Raw genomic sequence first — 18674 nt, 5'->3', positions numbered from 1 at the left:
GCCGCGTTTTCGTCGGTCGGCGGCACACCACGTCGCCTCCCTCCCCGGCCTCGCGGCCGCACGCACCGGACCCCGCTCCGCCACCCACAAAGATCCCCACGACAGACCCCAGGCGGCCGGGGTCCGTACGCCGCGACCGCCGCCGGGCGGCGCGCCCCCGGCATCCGCACCGGCCGACGTCGCCGGCACGCGCAGCCCGCCGGACCCTCGCCGCCCCGGCCGGGGCTCGGGCCCGGCACGGCGGGCGCTCGGGCGTGCGTCCGTGCCGGGCGCGGTGGCCGGCCCGGGGCCGGGGGCCTGGGCGCCACGGGTGGACGGTGGTCGGCCCCGTCGGCCCCGTCGGCCCCGTCGGCCCCGTCGGCCCGGGGCCGGGGCCTGGGCCTGGGCCGGGGCCTGGGCCTGGGCCGGGGCCGGGGCCTGGGCCTGGGCGCCACGGGGGGGTCGGCCCGGTCGGCCGCTTCCGCGCCTGCGCGTGCCGGGCGGGCCGGGTGTGGCCGCCGGGCCGCGGCGGCCCCGGGCGGCGCCCGGTCGGCGGTGGTGGGAGACGCGGGCGCGTCCGGTGCCCGGCGCGCTGCCCGGCAAGCCGGGGTCGGGGTCGGCGTCGGGGTGCCACGGAGGGACGTCGGCCTGCCCGGTCGGCCGCTCCCGTGACCGCCCGCGCCGGGCGTGTCCGGCTGTCAGCGCTCCGCGAACTGTGACATCCGCACTCCGGTGAGGAGTTGATCCTGGTTAGGGTGGCGGAGTGACACACCCGACACCCCAGCCGCAGCCGGAGCAGCAGCCGACCGAGCAGCACACGCAGCACAGCACCCGGGCCCGGAGCCGGGCGAGCCAGGCACCGACCGACCGGGCGGCCCCGCGGCCGGCCGGGAAGGCGCCCGCGGCGAAGGCACCGGTCGAGAAGGCGCCCCCCGAGAAGGCGCCCGCCAAGAAGTCGGCAACCAAGAAGTCGGCAACCAAGAAGGCCGCGGTCGAGAAGCCGGCGGCGAAGAAGGCCGCGGCGAAGAAGACCCCGGCCGAGAGGCCCGTGGCCGGGAAAGCGGCGGCGAACAAGGCCCCGGCGGGGAAGGCGGCGGCCGGGAAAGCCGCCGCCGGGGACGCTCCCACCGGCGCGGCGGCCCGGCCCCCGGTCCGCCCGGGGCAGCCGCAGGCCGGGCTCTCGTACCTGCGGCACCCGCACCCCTTCGGGGACGTCGTCGCCTTCACCGCCGAGGACGACGTGTGGGTGGCGCCGCTCGACGGCGGGCGGGCGTGGCGGGTCAGCGCCGACAACATGCCGGTCGGGCGCCCGCGGATCGCGCCCGCGGGGGACGTGGTCGCCTGGACGTCGACCCGGGACGGCGCACCCGAGGTGCACGTGGCACCGGTGGACGGCGGGCCGTCGCGGCGGCTGACCTACTGGGGCAACGGGCGTACGGCGGTGCGGGGTTGGACGCCGGACGGCGAACTGGTGGTGATCACCGCCGACGGGCAGGCGTCGTCGCGCCGCAGCTGGGCCCGGGTGGTGCCGCTCGACGGCGGCCCGGCCCGCACCCTCCCGTACGGGCCGGTCGGGGACCTGGCGTACGGGCCCGGCGGCGCGGTGCTGCTCCAGTCGGCGACCATGGGCCGGGAGGCCGCGCACTGGAAGGGCTACCGGGGCGGTACCGCCGGCAAGCTGTGGCTGGACCCGGACGGCGGCGGGGAGTTCCACCGGGTGCACGCCGAACTGGACGGCAACATCGAGTCCCCGATGTGGGTCGGCGGCCGGATCGCCTTCCTCAGCGACCACGAGGGCGAAGGCGCCGTCTACTCCAGCCTGCCCGACGGCACCGGTCTGCGCCGGCACAGCCCGCTGGGCGGCTTCTACGCCCGGCAGGCGGCCACCGACGGCACCCGGGTCGCCTACACGGCCGCCGGACGCCTGTACCTGATCGACAACCTGGTCGACGCGGCCGACGCGGTGGACGCGGCCGACCCGCACACGGCCGCGCCGCGCGAGCTGCGGATCGCCCTCGGCGGCCAGCGTGGCGACCTCCAGCCGCACCCGGTGCGCGCCGCGAGCCACCTGGGCGACGCGCGCCCCGACCACACCGGGCGCGGCAGCGCCGTCGAGATCCGCGGCACCACGCACTGGATCACCCACCGGGGCGGCCCGGCCCGGGTGCTGGCCGCGGAGCCCGGCGTGCGGACCCGCCACCCGCGGGTGTTCTCGCCGGGCGGCGACGGCGACCAGCATGTCGTCTGGGTCACCGACGCCGAGGGTGACGACGCCCTGGAACTCGCCCCCGCCACCGGTCTGCCGGGCGACGCGCGACCGCGCCGGCTGGCCGCCGGGCGGCTCGGCCGGGTGCACGAGATCGAGGTCTCGCCGGACGGCCACCGGATCGCCGTCGCCTCCCACGACGGCCGGGTGCTGCTGGTGGAGACGCAGACCGGCGAGGTCCGGGAGGTGACCGCCGGGGACGCGGGCGATGCCTCCGACCTGGCCTTCTCGCCCGACTCCTGCTGGCTTGCCTGGTCGCACCCGGGGCCCGGCTCGCTGCGGCAGATCAAGCTCGCCGCGACCGCGGACCTCACCGTCGTGGACGCCACCCCGCTGCGCTTCCACGACTTCGCCCCCGCGTTCACCGCCGACGGGCGGCACCTGGCGTTCCTGTCCGAGCGGGCCTTCGACCCGGTCTACGACGCCCACGTGTTCGACCTGTCCTTCCCCAACGCCTGCCGCCCGTACCTGATGACGCTCGCCGCCACCACGCCCTCGCCGTTCGGACCGCAGCGCCACGGCCGGCCGTACGACGACGACGCCGACGACGCGGCCAGGGAAGCGGCCAAGGACGCCGCGGGGGAGGACAAGGACACCGAGCAGGACAAGGACGGCAGGGGGAAGGGCGACCGGCCGCGTACCCCCGTCACCAAGGTGGACGCCGAGGGGCTGGCCGACCGGATCGTGCCGTTCCCCGTCGAGGCCGGGCGGTACTCACGGCTCAGCGCCGCCAAGGGCGGTGTGCTGTGGCTGCGGCACCCGCTGGTCGGCGTGCTCGGCTCGGCGCTCGCCGGGCCGGAGGCGCAGCCGCCGAACACCGTGCTGGAGCACTACGACCTGGCCCGGCTGCGGATCGAGGAGGTCGCCGACGACGCCGACGACTTCGCGGTCACCGGCGACGGGAGCAAGGTGCTCGTCACCAACGGCGGCCGGCTGCGGATCGCGCCCGCCGACAGCAAGGCCGACGACGACTCGGACAGCTCGGTGACCGTCGACCTGTCCCGGATCAGGGTCACCGTGCGCCCCGCCGACGAGTGGCGGCAGATGTACGGCGAGACGCACCGTCTGATGCGGGACAACTACTGGCGCGCCGACATGAACGGCCTGGACTGGGACGCGGCCGGCGAGCGCTACCGCCCGCTGCTGGACGCCGTCGCCACCCACGACGACCTGGTGGACGTGCTGTGGGAGCTGCACGGCGAGCTGCGCACCTCGCACGCGTACGTCTCGCCGCCCGGCGGCTACCGCGACCCGCTGCACCGGCAGGGGCTGCTCGGCGCGGACGTCTCCCGTACCGGGGACGGGCGCTGGCGCATCGACCGGGTGCTGCCCGGTGAGTCCTCCGACCCGTACGCGCGCTCCCCGCTGGCCGCGCCGGGCGTCGCCGTGCACGCCGGCGACGTGCTGGTCGCGGTCGACGGGCACCCGGTGGACCCGCTGGCCGGTCCCGGGCCGCTGCTGGTCGGCACCGCGGGCAAGCCGGTGGAGCTGACCGTCGCCCCCGCGGCGGGCGGCCCCGTACGGCACGTGGTGGCGGTACCGCTGTCCGACGAGGAGCCGCTGCGGTACCACGACTGGGTGGCCGGGCGGCGGGCGCACGTGCACCAGGCGTCCGGCGGCCGGCTGGGCTATCTGCACGTGCCCGACATGGTCAGCAGCGGCTGGGCCGAGCTCCACCGCGACCTGCGGGTGGAGGTGGCCCGCGAGGGCCTGGTGGTGGACGTCCGGGAGAACCGCGGCGGCCACACCTCGCAGCTGGTGGTGGAGAAGCTGGCCCGCCGGATCGTCGGCTGGGACGTCCCGCGCGGCGCGCACCCCTTCAGCTACCCCCAGGACGCGCCGCGCGGCCCGGTCGTCGCGGTCGCCAACGAGTTCTCCGGCTCCGACGGCGACATCGTCAACGCGGCGGTCAAGGCGCTCGGCATCGGCCCGGTGGTCGGCACCCGCACCTGGGGCGGCGTCATCGGCATCGACAGCCGCTACCGGCTGGTCGACGGCACCGGCGTCACCCAGCCCAAGTACTCCTTCTGGCTGGAGGGTTACGGCTGGGGCGTGGAGAACCACGGCGTCGACCCGGACATCGAGGTCCCGCACACCCCGCAGGACTGGGCGGCCGGCCGCGACCCGCAGCTCGACACGGCCGTCGACCTGGCGCTGGCCGCCCTGGCGGAACACCCGGCGAAGACCCCGCCGGAGCTGCCGCCGCCGCTGTACTGACCCGGGACCGCCGGGTGGCGCCGCGGGGCGGGCGTCGCGGCAGGGGGCCGGACCCGGACCCGGCCCCCTCCCCCTGCCTCTCCCGCCGCCCCGGCCGGCCGCCGCGTCGGCGGATCCCGGGCGGGGCGGCGGGCCGGTAGCATGCCGGGGGCCGCGACCGCGGCCGGGACGTCCGGGAGACCCGGGGAGTGGGGGAGCCGGGGCGCTCCGGCAGGTCCGCACGGACCGGGACCCCGGGACGTACGAGCGGTCCGGGAAAGTCCGGGAATGTCCGGGGAAGTCCGGGGAAGTCCGGGAAGGGAGACGCCGTCATGGCGGGAGAACCACAGGCCGACTGCCTGTTCTGCGGGATCGTGGCGGGGGACATCCCGGCGACGATCGTCCGCGAGACCGACACCACCGTCGCCTTCCGGGACATAAACCCGCAGGCGCCGACGCATGTCCTGGTCATCCCGCGGGCGCACTACCCGGACGGCGCCGCCCTGGCCGCGGGGGACCCGGGGGCGGCGGCGGACGTGCTGCGCGAGGCCGGCGAGGTGGCCGCCCAGGAGAAGGTCGACGCCACCGGCTACCGGATCATCTTCAACACCGGGCCGGGTGCGGGCCAGACCGTCTTCCACGCGCACGCCCACGTACTCGGCGGACGGGACCTCAAGCGGCTGGTCGTCTGAACCGCGACGTCGCGGGCCCCGCACCCGCCCCGCGGCCGGCGCCGGGCGGACGCCTGCCCCGTGGGCCGTACACCGCCCCCGTAGAAGGAACCGGTAAGGAACTCCCGTGCGTGAACTCGTCGTCCTGGGCACCGCCAGCCAGGTCCCGACCCGGCAGCGGAACCAGAACGGCTACGTGCTGCGGTGGGACGGCGAGGGCATCCTGTTCGACCCCGGTGAGGGCAGCCAGCGGCAGATGCTGTTCGCCGGGGTCGCCGCCAACGACCTGACCCGGATCTGCGTCACGCACTTCCACGGCGACCACGCGCTGGGCCTGGCCGGGGTGATCCAGCGGATCAGCCTGGACCGGGTGCCCCACCCGGTCACCGCGCACTACCCGGTGGGCGGGCAGCACTTCTTCGACCGCCTGCGGTACTCCGCCGCCTACCGCGACAACGCCGACCTGCGCGAGGTCCCGGTCACCGGCGACGGGCCGCTCGCCGCCACGCCCGCCTTCACCCTGTCCGCGGCCCGGCTGTCGCACCCCGTGGAGGCGTACGGCTACCGGCTGACCGAACCCGACGGCCGCCGCCTGCTCCCCGACAAGCTGGCCGAACACGGCATCGCGGGACCGGACGTCGGTCGCCTCCAGCGCGAAGGGTCGCTGCGCGGGGTGGAGTTGGCTGAGGTCAGCGAGCCGCGGCCCGGCCAGAGCTTCGCGTTCATCATGGACACCCGGCTCTGCCCGGCCGTCCCGGCGCTCGCGGGGGGCTGCGACCTGCTCGTCATCGAGTCCACCTTCCTGGACGAGGACGCCGCGCTGGCCGAGGAGTACGGGCACCTGACGGCCGGTCAGGCGGCGTCGGTGGCCCGGGACGCGGGCGTACGGCACCTGGTCCTGACCCACTTCTCCCAGCGCTACACCGACCCCGACCTGTTCGAGAGGCAGGCCCGCGCGGCGGGCTTCACCGGTGAACTCACCGTCGCCCGGGACCTGATGCGGGTCCCGGTGCCCAAGCGCCGCTGAACGCGCCGCCGGTGGCGGGCCCGCACGGGCCCGCACGGGCCCGCCACCGCCGCCGCGGACGTCAGGGCAGGTAGTACATCGGGTTGGGCAGCTTGAAGGACTTGTCGGCGTGACCGCCGGACAGGTCGCTGTACTGGTCGCCGAAGTTGGCGACGATGTCGTACCCGAGGGACTCGATGTGCGCCCGGGTGCCCGACTTGTACTCCACGGTCGTGCAGGTCGCGCCGCAGGGCAGGTACGCGGGCGGCGCGGCGGAGTTCTTCAGGTAGAGGTGGGCCGGGTCGGCCACGGCTCGGTAGCCGACGGCCGACAGGTTGCGTACGGTGTCGGCCCGCTGGGCCTCGGGGCGGCCGGTGATCCAGAAGACCGTGTAGCCGTGCGCGGACGCCCAGTTGGTGAGGGTGTCGACGCCGAAGACCGGCGGCATGTTCTTGGTGTCCAGGTAGGCGCTGTTGCTGGCCGGGGTGTAGTTGAAGCCCACCTCCAGCTCGTAGTTGTAGGTGAGCAGGCTGGTGTCGTCCACGTCGAGGACGATCGCGGGCTTCTTGGCGTGCTTCCCGTGGCCGGAGTCCTTGCCGGCGTGCGCGAGGTAGGACGTGGCCTTGGCCTCGATGCCGGCCACCTGCCGGGCGTAGTTGCCGGTGGGCGACGCCTGGTGTTCGCCGGTGGCGTCCACCGTGTCGCCGTAGTACGCCTTGATCTCGTTGACGACGTCGGTGAGGTTGGGGATCTGTTTGTCGCTGCGCGGCACGGAGCTGTCCGCGCCGGCGGCGCCGACCCCGTAGAAGGTGGCGCCCAGGGTGATCGCGGCTGCGGTCACGGCCAGGGCGCGGCGGGCGGACAGGCGGGCACGGGGCATGGCGGTGCTCCTTCGAGCTCGTTGGTGCGGCGGAATCTAGACCCCGGCATCCGAGCAGGTCAAGGAACATCTACGCGCGTGGTGGCGGGACGGCCGTCGGGCGGCGTTTCCCTTGTGTTAAGCCCCACTTCAGGAGTCGTTCACCAGCCGGCGGCGGTCAGGATCCGGTCCGCGACCGCCGCGGAGTCCACCAGCGGATGCAGTGCCAGGGCGCGCAGCGCGGCCGTCCGCGAACCCGTCGCCGCCGCCTCGATCGCCGCCCGCTCCACCGCCTTGACGGCCAGCATCAGGCCCGCCTGGTGCTCGTCCGGCGGCGCCACCGGCAGCGGCCGGGCCCCGAACGCGCCGACCTCGCACGGCACTTCGACCACTGCCGAAGGATCGAGGAGGGGAACCGCGCCGCCGCCCGGTACGTTGAGGATGAGCACCGTCCGCTCGTCGCGGGCGACGGCCCGCATCAGCGCCAGCGCCACCCGGTCGTAGCCGCCGCCGTCCAGGTCCTGCGGATCGCGCTCCCAGCCCCCGCCGGCCGCGCGGTTCTCGGCCATGTACGTCTCCTCACGCTCCCGCCGGGTCTCCTCCCACAGCCGGTACGCGTCCGCCGGCGCCGCGTCGGCCGCCGCGAAGAACGCCGACTGCTGCCGGTCCAGGAACTCCCCGCGGGTCGCCGGAGCCGCCCGGACGGCGGCCAGGGCCTCCCGCCGGAAGTAGTAGTAGTGCAGGTACTCGTTGGGCAGCGAGCCGAGCGCGGCCGGCCAGTGCGGGCCGAACAGCCGCCCCTCCTCGAAGCCGGCCAGCGCCACCGGGTCCGCGAGCAGGCCGGGCAGCAGGTCCCGGCCGCCGACGGTCAGCCGCCGCAGCCACCCCAGGTGGTTCAGACCCACGTAGTCGTAGCCGAAGTCCGCCGCGTCCGGGTCGGCGCCCGCCGCCCGTGCCGCCCGCCGCACCAGGCCCACCGGGGAGTCGCAGATGCCGATCACCCGCGGGCCCAGCACCCGCGACATCGCCTCGGTGACCATGCCCGCCGGGTTGGTGAAGTTGATCACCCACGCCTCCGGCGCCACCGCCTTGATCCGCCGGGCCACCGCGACAGCGACCGGCAGCGTACGCAGCCCGTAGAGCACCCCGCCCGCCCCCACCGTCTCCTGCCCCAGCACGCCCTCCGCCAGCGGCAGCCGCTCGTCCCGCACCCGTCCGGCCGTGCCGCCCACCCGGACCGCCGAGAACACGAAGTGCGCGCCGCGCAGGGCGTCGTCCAGGTCCGCGGTGAGCCGCACGGCGGGCGCGGGCCCGGCCGCAGCCCGGCCCGCCGGGCCGGTCCGCAGGGTGTCCAGCACCGCCCCCACCACCCGCAGCCGGCGCGGGTCCGGGTCGAAGAGGACCACCTCGCGCACCGTCGGGTCGCCGAGCAGCGCCCGGTAGACGAGGGGGACGCGGAAACCGCCGCCGCCCAGGATCGTCAGCTTCATCCGGACTCCGCCTCCGCGTTCGCTGGGCACTGTCGGTGCCGTCGTGCACAGTGTGAGGCATGGACGACCAGCCCGTTCTCGACCCGCTCGGCGCGCTGCGCGTGCCGGGGGACCCGGCGGCCGACGTGTACCTGACCGGCACCGTGTTCCTCGACATCATCTTCACCGGCCTGGACAGCGCGCCCGTGCGCGGCACCGAGTCGTGGGCCCGCGGCATGGGCTCCAGCCCCGGCGGCATCGCCAACATGGCCACCGCCCTGGCCCGGCTCGGCCTGCGCACGACGCTCGCCGCGGCCTTCGGCGACGACATGTACGGCGACTACTGCTGGGACTGCCTGGAAAGCGGCGAGGGCATCGACCTCACCCCCTCCCGCCGGATCCCCGGCTGGCACTCACCGGTCACCGTGTCCATGGCGTACGAGGGCGAGCGCACCATGGTCAGCCACGGCCACCAGGCGCCGCCGCCGGAGGAGGCGGTGCCGACCTGCCCGCCGCCGGCCAGGGCCGCGGTCGCCTCGTTCGGCCGGCTGGCGGCCGAGCGCGGCGACCGCGACTGGATCGCCGAGGCCGCCGCGTCCGGCACGCAGGTCTTCGCCGACGTCGGGTGGGACGACACCGGCCGCTGGGACCCGGCCGACCTCGACGGGCTGCGGCACTGCGCGGCCTTCCTGCCGAACGCCGAGGAGGCCATGCGCTACACCCGTTCCGCCGACCCCAGGGAAGCCGCCCGCAGGCTCGCGGAACAGGTCCCGCTGGCGGTCGTCACCCTCGGCGCGGAGGGCGCCTACGCGGTGGACTCGGCCAGCGGCGAGACCGCGGAGGTGCCCGCGCTGCTGGTCGAGGCGCTGGACCCGACCGGCGCCGGCGACGTCTTCGTGGCCGGCTTCGTCACCGGCACCCTCGCCGGCTGGCCGCTCGCCGACCGGCTCGCCTTCGCCTCCCTGTGCGCGGCGCTGTCGGTCCAGGAGTTCGGCGGCTCGCTGTCCGCCCCCGGGTGGATCGAGATCGCCGGCTGGTGGCAGCAGGTCAGGGCGTACGCGGGCGAGACCATCGGCACCCGCGAGGCGCTGTACCGCTACGGCTTCCTCGAAGCGCTCCTGCCGGCCGGCACCCGCCCCTGGCCGCTGCGCCGGGCCGTGCCCACCATCGGCTTCCGCCCCGCCTGACCCGGGAGCACCCCGCGGGCGCGGCGGGTCCACGCGTACGGTCCAAACCCCTCGGCCGGGCCGGACCGTACGTCGTACCCTAGAAGCCCCGGGGTCTTCCGGGATCCACGATCGGCAGAGACCAGCAGAAAGCGGGATGAGCAGGCCCTAGCGCCGGCCCATGACTCAGACACCGACCAAGCAGCAGCCGCAGCCGCCCCAGCAGGCGCGCGCCCACTTCGTCGTACCGGCCAAGCACCCCATGGTGACCGTCCTGGGTTCAGGGGACGCTCTCCTGCGTGTGATCGAGCGGGCGTTCCCGGCGGTCGACATCCACGTCCGCGGCAACGAGATCAGCGCGGTCGGCGACGCCGCCGACGTCGCCCTCGTCCAGCGGCTCTTCGACGAGATGATGCTGGTGCTCCGCACCGGCCAGCCCCTGTCGGAGGACGCCGTGGAACGCTCCATCGCCATGCTGCGGGCGGGCGGCGCCGCGGGCCCGGGAGGCGCCGCGGAGACCCCGGCGCAGGTGCTCACCCAGAACATCGTCTCCAGCCGGGGCCGCACCATCCGGCCCAAGACGGTGAACCAGAAGCGGTACGTCGACGCGATCGACAAGCACACCATCGTCTTCGGCATCGGTCCGGCCGGCACCGGCAAGACCTACCTGGCGATGGCCAAGGCGGTCCAGGCGCTCCAGGCCAAGCAGGTCAGCCGGATCATCCTGACCCGCCCGGCGGTCGAGGCGGGCGAGCGGCTGGGCTTCCTGCCGGGCACGCTCTACGAGAAGATCGACCCGTACCTGCGCCCGCTGTACGACGCCCTGCACGACATGCTGGACCCGGACTCGATCCCCCGGCTGATGGCGGCCGGCACCATCGAGGTCGCCCCGCTGGCGTACATGCGCGGCCGGACGCTGAACGACGCCTTCATCATCCTCGACGAGGCGCAAAACACCAGCGCCGAGCAGATGAAGATGTTCCTGACCCGGCTCGGCTTCGAGTCCAAGATCGTCATCACCGGCGACGTCACCCAGGTCGACCTGCCCACCGGCACCAAGAGCGGGCTGCGGCAGGTGCAGGACATCCTGGCCGATGTCGAGGACGTCCACTTCGCCCGGCTCACCAGCACCGACGTGGTTCGCCATAAGCTGGTCGGGCGCATCGTGGACGCCTACGAGGCGTACGACAACGCCCAGGCCGACCAGAGCGCGGGCGGCAACGGCTCGAAGCCCAAGAGAAAGTAACCGACCCCACCATCATGGCGATCGACGTCAACAACGAGTCCGGCTGGGAGATCGACGAGCAGGCGGTCCTCGACGCCGCCCGCTACGCCCTCCAGCGCATGCGCATCCACCCGCTCTCCGAACTGTCGGTGATCGCCGTGGACGCCGCCGCCATGGAGCAGCTCCATCTGCAGTGGATGGACCTGCCCGGCCCCACCGACGTCATGTCCTTCCCGATGGACGAACTGCGTCCCGGCAAGGAGGACGAGGAGCCCGCGCAGGGCCTGCTCGGCGACATCGTGCTGTGTCCCGAGGTGGCCAAGCAGCAGGGGGAGGAGGCGCCGACCAAGCACTCCATGGACGAGGAGCTGCAGCTGCTCACCGTCCACGGCGTCCTTCACCTGCTCGGCTACGACCACGGCGAGGCCGACGAGAAGGCCGAGATGTTCGGCCTGCAGAAGGCGATCCTGGACGACTGGCGTGCCGAGCGCGGCATCGAGGGCGAGTCACCCGCCCCGACCACCCACTGACGGCGACGGCCCCCGGTCCCATGGTCGTCTTTGCCGTCCTGCTGGTCATCGTCGCCTGGCTCGCCGCCTGCGCGGAGACCGGCCTGGCCCGTATCTCCCGGTTCCGCGCCGAGGACGCGCTGCGCTCCGGCCGCCGCGGCGCCGCCAACCTGCTCGCCGTCGCCTCCGACCCGACCCGCTACCTCAACGTGGCGCTGCTGGTCAGGGTCGCCTGCGAGACCGCCGCCGCGGCGCTGATCACCGTCGTCTGCGACCGGCACTTCGACCGCACCTGGCAGGTGCTGTGTGTGGCGATCGGCGTGATGGTGCTGGTGTCGTACGTGGCGGTGGGCGTCTCGCCGCGCACCATCGGCCGCCAGCACCCGCTGAACACCGCGACCGCGGCCTCGTACGTGCTGCTGCCGCTGGCCAGGGTGATGGGCCCGGTCCCCGGGCTGCTGATCCTGCTCGGCAACGCCCTGACGCCCGGCAAGGGCTTCAAACGCGGCCCGTTCGCCAGTGAGGCGGAGCTGCGGGCGCTGGTGGACCTCGCCGAGTCGGAGTCGCTGATCGAGGACGACGAGCGCCGGATGGTGCACTCGGTCTTCGAACTCGGCGACACCATCGTCCGCGAGGTGATGGTGCCGCGCACCGACCTGGTGATGATCGAGCGGTTCAAGACGGTCCACCAGGCGATGACGCTGGCGCTGCGCAGCGGCTTCTCGCGGATCCCGGTGACCGGCGAGAGCGAGGACGACGTGGTCGGCTTCGTCTACCTCAAGGACCTAGCCCGCCGGGTGCACATCAACCGCGACGCGGACAACGACCCCGTCTCGTCGCTGATCCGGCCGGCGGCCTTCGTCCCGGACACCAAGAACGCGGGCGACCTGCTGCGGGAGATGCAGCGGGAGCGCAACCACGTCGCGGTCGTCGTCGACGAGTACGGCGGCACCGCCGGGATCGTCACCATCGAGGACATCCTGGAGGAGATCGTCGGCGAGATCACCGACGAGTACGACCGGGAGACCGCGCCGGTCGAGGAACTGGGCGGCGACCGCTACCGGGTGACCGCCCGGCTCGACATCGGCGACCTCGGGGAGCTGTACGGGGTGCCGCTCGACGACGACGACGTGGAGACGGTCGGCGGCCTGCTGGCCAAGTCGCTGGGCCGGGTGCCGATCCCGGGCGCGACCGTGGTGGTGCCGCTGCCGGAGGACGGCTCGGGGGAGCGGTCGGTCGCCGCGCTGCGGCTGACCGCGGAGACCCAGGCCGGGCGGCGCAACCGCATCGGTACGGTGCTGGTGGAGCCGCTGACCGCTGAGGAGGAGGCGGCCGAGGCGGAGGCTGCGGGGGCGCTGCGGGAGTAGCGGGCGCGGGCCCGCCCGCGGGGCCGGCCGCGGGCCTCGCCCCGGGCGCCCGGCCCTATGATCGCGGCCATGAGCGAACCCCAGCCGCGGGCCGTACCCGCCCTCGACCCCGAAGACCGCAAGCTCATCACGCTGGCCAGGTCGGCCCGCGCCCGCAACGGGGTGCCGGAGGGCGCCGCCGTACGCGACGGGACCGGCCGCACCTACGTGGCCGGCTCGGTGGCGCTGGCGTCCCTCACCCTGACCGCGCTGCAGACCGCCGTGGCCATGGCGGTGGCCAGCGGCGCGACGTCCCTGGAGGCGGCGGCGGTGGTCACCGGCGCCGCCGCGCAGCGCCCGGCGGCCCGGGACCTGGCGGCGGTACGGGACCTGGGCGGCCCGGACACCCCGGTGATCCTGGCGGGCCCGGACGGCGAGGTACGGGGCACGGTGGCGGCGGGGGCGTAGGGTCTTCGGCGCGGAGCGCGGAGTTCCCCGGGGCGGGGTTGTCCACAGGGGGAGGGCCGGGCGTCCGCACGGTCCCTCCGCGTCAGGGAGAATAGGGGGCATGAGCGCTCGTACCCCGTCCTCCTCCTCTTCCTCCGCATCGGCCGGACATCCGGACGCCGCGGCCGGCGGCCTGCCGCACCGGTCCGGCTTCGCCTGCTTCGTCGGTCGCCCCAACGCCGGCAAGTCCACCCTCACGAACGCTCTGGTCGGCCAGAAGGTGGCGATCACCTCCAACCGGCCGCAGACCACCCGGCACAGCGTGCGCGGCATCGTCCACCGGCCCGACGCCCAGCTGATCCTGGTGGACACCCCCGGCCTGCACAAACCCCGCACCCTGCTGGGCGAGCGGCTCAACGACGTGGTGCGCACCACCTGGGCCGAGGTCGACGTGATCGGCTTCTGCCTGCCCGCCGACCAGAAGCTCGGCCCCGGCGACACCTACATCGCGCGGGAGCTGGCCGGCATCAGGAAGACCCCCAAGGTGGCGATCGTCACCAAGACCGACCTGGTCGACGGCAAGCAGCTCGCCGCGCAGCTCATCGCGGTCGACCGGCTCGGCCGCGAGCTGGACTTCGAGTGGGCGGAGATCGTGCCGGTCTCCGCGGTCAGCGGCGACCAGGTGTCCCTGCTGGCCGACCTCCTCGTCCCGCTGCTCCCCGCGGGCCCCCAGCTCTACGCCGAGGGCGACCTCACCGACGAGCCGGAGCAGGTGATGGTGGGCGAGCTGATCCGGGAGGCCGCGCTGGAAGGGGTCCGCGACGAACTCCCGCACTCCATCGCGGTGGTGGTGGAGGAGATGATCCCCCGCGAGGGCCGTCCCGCCGACCGGCCGCTGCTCGACATCCACGCCAACCTCTACATCGAGCGGCCCAGCCAGAAGGGGATCGTCATCGGCCCCAAGGGCGCCCGCCTGAAGGAGGTCGGCACGAAGTCGCGGCAGCAGATCGAGGCGCTGCTGGGGACGCCGGTCTTTCTCGACCTGCACGTGAAGGTGGCCAAGGACTGGCAGCGGGACCCCAAGCAGCTGCGGAAGCTGGGCTTTTGACCGGGCCGGTCCGCGGCTGGTCCGACCGGGGCGGGCCGCGAAGCGGCCCGGCGGTCGGGGGTCCGCGGCGGCCCGTGTCCGGGTCGGCCGGAGGGCGGGCGCGGCGCGGGGGCCCGGGGTCGGCCGGGGGCGGCAGCCCCCGGGAGGCCCACGGGGCCGGGGTCAGGCGCGGGCGCCGGGTGACGGAGTGCGGTGGGGGGCGGGCAGGTAGGGGCTCGGGCCCTTGAGCAGTCGCTGGATCGGGGCGGTCTCGGTGCGGCGGATGCCGGGCAGCGCGGCGACCGGGCCGGTGAGGTAGCGGTAGAAGGCGCCGGGGCCGCGGCAGTTGACGGCCGCGAAGACGTTGGCCGTGCCGCTGGTCGCGCAGGCGAAGGCGACCTCGCGGTGTTCGGCGAGTGCCGCGCCCACCTCGGCGAGCCGGGCCGGCTCCACCTCCAGCCACAGGGCCGCCCGGAACTCCCACCGCAGCGACCCCTCTTCGAAGTCCAGGTCGTAGTAGAGCGCCCCGGACGAGCGGAGTTCGGACAGTCGGCGCCGCACCGTCGTCTGCGACCAGCCGACCACGGTGGCCAGTTCCGCCGCCGGGGTCCGGCCGTCGACGGCCAGCACCTCCAGCAGCCGCCGGTCGGCGGGGCCCAGCGGGAAGGGCTCGGTCGCCTCCACGGCGCGCCGTCTGGGCGCGTCCTCGGGGGTCAGCGCCGCGATCTCGGCCGGGCTGAGCGGGCCCAGCCGGCTCACCGGGCTCAGATCCTGGCCGAAGAAGACATGCAGCATGGCGTGCGCGGTCACCTGCACCACCCGAGGGGTCCGCGGCAGCTTCTGCAGCAGCAGCGCCTCGTCCTGACCGGGCGCGGCGGCCTGGGTGAAGCAGAAGATCTCGGTGCCGCCGGAGGTCAGGCTCACCCAGCGGGTGTCGGTACGCCGGGCCAGCGCCTCGCTCACCGACGCCGCCGCGTCCGGCGTGCACCGCACCCGGACCAGCCACGGGGTCAGCCCGGTCCGCAGCGCGTCCGCCAGTCCCAGCACCCGCACCGCCCCCGCCGACCGCAGCCGTCCGTAGCGGCGGGCGACCGTCTGGTCGGAGACGCCCAGCACCTCGGCGATCCGGCTGAACGGCGCCCGGCCGTCGATCTGGAGCGCCTGGACGATGCGCTGGTCCAGTGCGTCGAATTCGGTCAGCGGGATCCATGCGGTGTCGGATTCCATCCGTCCAGGCTAGAGGATGTCGGATTCACCCGCGAGAGTGGCCGCTGCTGTGGGAGCCCGGGTCCGTACCGGATCGTGGAGACGCCACATCCCCCGTACCGGAACGGAGTCCCTCATGCGTAAGTGGCTGCCCCTGTTGGCGATATCCCTGGGCGCCTTCATCCTGCTGGTCGACGTCACCATCGTGAACGTCGCCCTGCCGCGGATGGCCGACGACCTGCACGCGTCCTTCGCCTCCCTCCAGTGGGTGATCGACATCTACGCCCTGGCGCTGGCCGCCCTGCTGATGGTCACCGGCTCGCTCGCCGACCTCTTCGGACACCGGCGGCTCTACGCTCTGGGCCTGACCGTCTTCGCGCTCGCCTCACTGGCGTGCGCGCTGTCGCCGAACGCGGCGGCGCTGATCACCGCGCGGGCGGTGCAGGGGGTGGGCGGCGCGGCGATGTTCGCCACGTCGGCGGCGCTGGTGTCCGCCACATACCAGGGCCGGGACCGCGGGGTGGCCTTCGGCGTCTGGGGCGCGGTCAACGGCGCCGCCGCCGCGCTCGGCCCGATCGCGGGCGGGCTGCTCACCGAGGGGTTCGGCTGGCAGGCGATCTTCCTGGTGAACCTTCCGATCGCGGTGGTCGCGGTGGTGCTGACGCTGAAGGTGCTGCCGGCGGGCGCCCCCGCCGGCAGCACCGGCGCCCGGCTGGACCTGCCCGGCGCCGCCACCTTCACGCTCGCCGCCGCGGCCCTCACCTACGCCCTGATCCGGGGCGGCGAGCACGGCTGGGGCGACGCTCTCACGGTCGCCGCGTTCGTGGTCTCCGCCCTGGCCGTGCTGGGCTTCGTCGCGGTGGAGCGGCGCGGCGCGCACCCCATGCTGGACCTGGCGCTGCTGCGCCGGCCCTCCTTCGCGGGGCTGCTCACCGGCGCGCTGATCTACCAGCTGGCGGCCTTCAGCGGGCTGGTCTTCATCTCCCTGTGGCTGCAGAACGTACTCGGCCTCAGCCCGGTCCGCGGCGGCCTCGCCCTCATGCCGCTGGCGGGTACCGCCTTCGTGGTGGCCGCCCTCGCCGGGCGCCACACCCACCGCTTCGCCCCCCGGGTGCCCATCGGCGGCGGCCTGCTGCTGATCGCCGCCGGCTCACTGCTGCTGTGGGCCACCGTTGACTCCGGCTCCGGCCAGTCGTCGCTGTTCGCCGGTCTGGCCGTCATCGGTGTCGGTGTCGGCCTGACCACCCCCGTGCTGGTCTCCGCCGCCATCGACGCGGTCCCGCCGCACCAGGCGGGCATGGCGGGCGCCGCGGTCAACACCTTCCGCCAGCTCGGCATGACGCTCGGCATCGCCCTGTTCGGCGCCGTCTTCACCGCCCGGCTGCGCGCCGTCTCCACCCACGGCGGATCCCAGCACGCCGCGTACGCCGCGGGTGTCGACCGCATCTCCCTGCTCGCCGCTCTCGCCGCGGCCCTGGGTGCCGCCCTCGTCTTCCTCACCAGCCGCCGGCCCGCGGTCGCGGAGCCCCCCACCCCGTCCGCGCCGGCCCCCGCCCCAGAACAGTCGGTCGCCCACTGACCGTGCGCCCGGCCGGCGCTTTCCCGCGCACTCCCGCGCCTCCCGCCGCCCGTTCTCCACGGCGGGCGGCGGGCGGCGGGCGGCGGCATGGCGCGGGAGGCTACGCGCCCTCGCCCAGGACCGCGCGGACGAGTTCGCGCTGCGCGGGGGTGAGGTGCGGGTCGGAGCAGGTCACGGTGTGCGAGTTGACGGTGATGGTGTAAGTGAAGCCGTCCGGGACGTGGGGGTGGGCGGACGGCGGGGTGGCCAGGGCGGACTTCGCCAGTGTGGCGAGGTGGGCGCCGTTGGGATGGGTGGCGCTGTCGATCTCCGCGTGACGGCGGATGCCGGCGAAACCGCCGGTACGGGTCACCATTATATGCATATCAGACCTTTTGGGAGTGCCCCGGCTGCTGGTGGGGAAGAGTCGGGGCGGCGGCGGGGGTGACGCCGACGGTGGACCAGGCGTCCAGGACCGCGTGATAGGGCGCGGCGGCATCACCGTAGCGGGCCAGGGCGGCGGCGGCGGTGGCCGCGGCGAAGGTGGCGAAGTCCGCGTTCGCGGGGAGGTGGCCGCCGGTGAGCGTGTCGTACCAGATCTGGCCCGCCTGGATCCAGGCGTTGCCGCCGAGGGCCGTCGCGACCAGGTAGAAGGCGTGGTTGGGGATGCCGGAGTTGATGTGCACTCCGCCGTTGTCGTCGTCGGTGGTCACGTAGCCGGACATGGCGGCCGGCTGCGGGTCCTTGCCGAGGCGCGGGTCGTCGTAGGCCGTGCCGGGGGCCTTCATGGAGCGCAGTCCCTGGCCCGATACGCCGGGGGCCAGCAGCCCGGAGCCGATCAGCCAGTCGGCCTGGTGGGCGCTCTGGCCCAGGGCGTACTGCTTGATGAGGCTGCCGAAGACGTCCGAGACCGACTCGTTGAGGGCGCCGGACTGGCCGGTGTAGTGCAGGTTGGCGCTGTACTGGGTGACGCCGTGGGTGAGTTCGTGGCCGATGACGTCGAGCGGGAGGGTGAAGTCGAGGAAGACCTCGCCGTCCCCGTCGCCGAACACCATCTGGTCACCGTTCCAGAAGGCGTTGTTGTAGCCGTGGAGGTAGTGCACGCTCGCGGTCAGCGGCAGGCCCTGCCCGTCGATGGAGTGCCGGCCGTACGCCGACAGGTAGGTGTCGAAGGTGGCGCCGAGGCCGTCGTAGGCCCGGTTCACGCTCGCGTCCGACGACGGCTTCGCGCCCTCCGTCCGCGTCTCGTGGCCGGGCAGGTCGTCCCGGTGGCGGGCGTCGAAGAGGCTGCGGGCGGGGTGGTCGAGCAGGTCCCCGGGCGCGACTTTGGCGAGCTGCCCGGATCCGGGTGTGCCGGCCGCCGAGGTCCCGAGCGCCGTCGTCAGCCGGCGCCGGGTCCGCTCCCGGGCGTCGTGTTCCAGGGTCCGGCGGGCGGTGCCGGCCCCGTTTCTGGCGAGATGGTCGAGTACATGCGGCGGAACGATCGTGCAGAAGACTCCCATACGGGCAATGTGGCAGCTCTCATCCCTGCTTGTCACTGATTCGGATGGTGGTTCATGAAAAGGGAGGAATCTAGCAGATTATTCTGGACAGAGCCGATCATCTTGCATAGTGAGAGGGCGTCGGCGCCGACTTCGTGATCCGGCCGGCCTCGGCTAAGGTCGGACCCATCATGCGTTTCGGG

15 protein-coding genes are annotated in these 18674 nt (G+C 74.4%); 10 read left to right on the top strand and 5 right to left on the bottom strand.

The window, feature by feature from the left end; genetic code table 11:
- The first annotated feature begins 1165 nt into the window (after nt 1–1165).
- From RLT57_RS07785 to RLT57_RS07775, 3 genes are all read left to right on the top strand, one after another.
- The gene (locus RLT57_RS07785) at nt 1166–4462 is read left to right on the top strand and encodes a S41 family peptidase (RefSeq protein WP_311300622.1); all 3297 of its coding nucleotides are present in this window, start codon (nt 1166–1168) and stop codon (nt 4460–4462) included.
- 311 nt (nt 4463–4773) lie between these two features.
- Complete coding sequence (locus tag RLT57_RS07780; RefSeq protein ID WP_311296630.1) at nt 4774–5133, top strand: histidine triad nucleotide-binding protein; 360 nt, start codon at nt 4774–4776, stop codon at nt 5131–5133.
- A 106-nt stretch (nt 5134–5239) separates the two neighbouring features.
- On the top strand, nt 5240–6139 hold the full coding sequence (locus tag RLT57_RS07775; RefSeq protein WP_311296629.1) for a ribonuclease Z: 900 nt from the start codon (nt 5240–5242) through the stop codon (nt 6137–6139).
- 61 nt (nt 6140–6200) lie between these two features.
- Here the strand turns inward: RLT57_RS07775 and RLT57_RS07770 are convergent, their stop codons facing one another.
- Nucleotides 6201–6998: an HAD family acid phosphatase gene (locus RLT57_RS07770; protein WP_311296628.1), complete on the bottom strand. Its 798-nt coding sequence runs from the start codon at nt 6996–6998 to the stop codon at nt 6201–6203.
- 140 nt (nt 6999–7138) lie between these two features.
- The gene (locus tag RLT57_RS07765) at nt 7139–8467 is read right to left on the bottom strand and encodes a 6-phospho-beta-glucosidase (protein ID WP_311296627.1); all 1329 of its coding nucleotides are present in this window, start codon (nt 8465–8467) and stop codon (nt 7139–7141) included.
- 59 nt (nt 8468–8526) lie between these two features.
- Between RLT57_RS07765 and RLT57_RS07760 the strand changes: the two genes are divergently transcribed.
- The 6 genes from RLT57_RS07760 (at nt 8527) to era (ending at nt 14247) form a co-directional block, all read left to right on the top strand.
- On the top strand, nt 8527–9633 hold the full coding sequence (locus tag RLT57_RS07760) for a carbohydrate kinase family protein (protein ID WP_311296626.1): 1107 nt from the start codon (nt 8527–8529) through the stop codon (nt 9631–9633).
- Between the two features lie 160 nt (nt 9634–9793).
- On the top strand, nt 9794–10858 hold the full coding sequence (locus RLT57_RS07755; protein ID WP_311296625.1) for a PhoH family protein: 1065 nt from the start codon (nt 9794–9796) through the stop codon (nt 10856–10858).
- Nucleotides 10859–10872: 14 nt separating this feature from the next.
- Nucleotides 10873–11367: an rRNA maturation RNase YbeY gene (gene ybeY / locus RLT57_RS07750; RefSeq protein WP_311296624.1), complete on the top strand. Its 495-nt coding sequence runs from the start codon at nt 10873–10875 to the stop codon at nt 11365–11367.
- 20 nt (nt 11368–11387) lie between these two features.
- The gene (locus RLT57_RS07745) at nt 11388–12713 is read left to right on the top strand and encodes a hemolysin family protein (RefSeq protein WP_311296623.1); all 1326 of its coding nucleotides are present in this window, start codon (nt 11388–11390) and stop codon (nt 12711–12713) included.
- A gap of 57 nt (nt 12714–12770) precedes the next feature.
- Nucleotides 12771–13160: a cytidine deaminase gene (locus RLT57_RS07740; protein WP_311296622.1), complete on the top strand. Its 390-nt coding sequence runs from the start codon at nt 12771–12773 to the stop codon at nt 13158–13160.
- A 91-nt stretch (nt 13161–13251) separates the two neighbouring features.
- Complete coding sequence (gene era / locus RLT57_RS07735; RefSeq protein ID WP_311300621.1) at nt 13252–14247, top strand: GTPase Era; 996 nt, start codon at nt 13252–13254, stop codon at nt 14245–14247.
- A 162-nt stretch (nt 14248–14409) separates the two neighbouring features.
- On the opposite strand, the gene RLT57_RS07730 is transcribed toward era, so the two are convergent.
- Entirely contained in the window at nt 14410–15453 is a 1044-nt protein-coding gene (locus tag RLT57_RS07730) for an Lrp/AsnC family transcriptional regulator (RefSeq protein WP_311296621.1), read from the bottom strand.
- A gap of 115 nt (nt 15454–15568) precedes the next feature.
- On the opposite strand from RLT57_RS07730, the gene RLT57_RS07725 reads away from it, so the two are divergent.
- On the top strand, nt 15569–17011 hold the full coding sequence (locus RLT57_RS07725; RefSeq protein ID WP_311296620.1) for an MFS transporter: 1443 nt from the start codon (nt 15569–15571) through the stop codon (nt 17009–17011).
- 100 nt (nt 17012–17111) lie between these two features.
- Here RLT57_RS07725 and RLT57_RS07720 read toward each other — a convergent pair whose 3' ends face one another.
- A complete protein-coding gene (locus RLT57_RS07720; protein WP_311296619.1) occupies nt 17112–17375 on the bottom strand; it encodes a protealysin inhibitor emfourin in 264 nt (87 codons plus the stop codon).
- A 1-nt stretch (nt 17376) separates the two neighbouring features.
- The gene (locus tag RLT57_RS07715) at nt 17377–18492 is read right to left on the bottom strand and encodes a M4 family metallopeptidase (RefSeq protein WP_311296618.1); all 1116 of its coding nucleotides are present in this window, start codon (nt 18490–18492) and stop codon (nt 17377–17379) included.
- Nucleotides 18493–18674: the final 182 nt, after the last annotated feature.

The organism is Streptomyces sp. ITFR-21 (assembly GCF_031844685.1).
Taxonomy (GTDB): Bacteria; Actinomycetota; Actinomycetes; order Streptomycetales; family Streptomycetaceae; genus Actinacidiphila.
The sequence above is the reverse complement of the archived record's forward strand: the minus strand, read 5'-3'. Positions and strand labels throughout refer to the sequence as shown.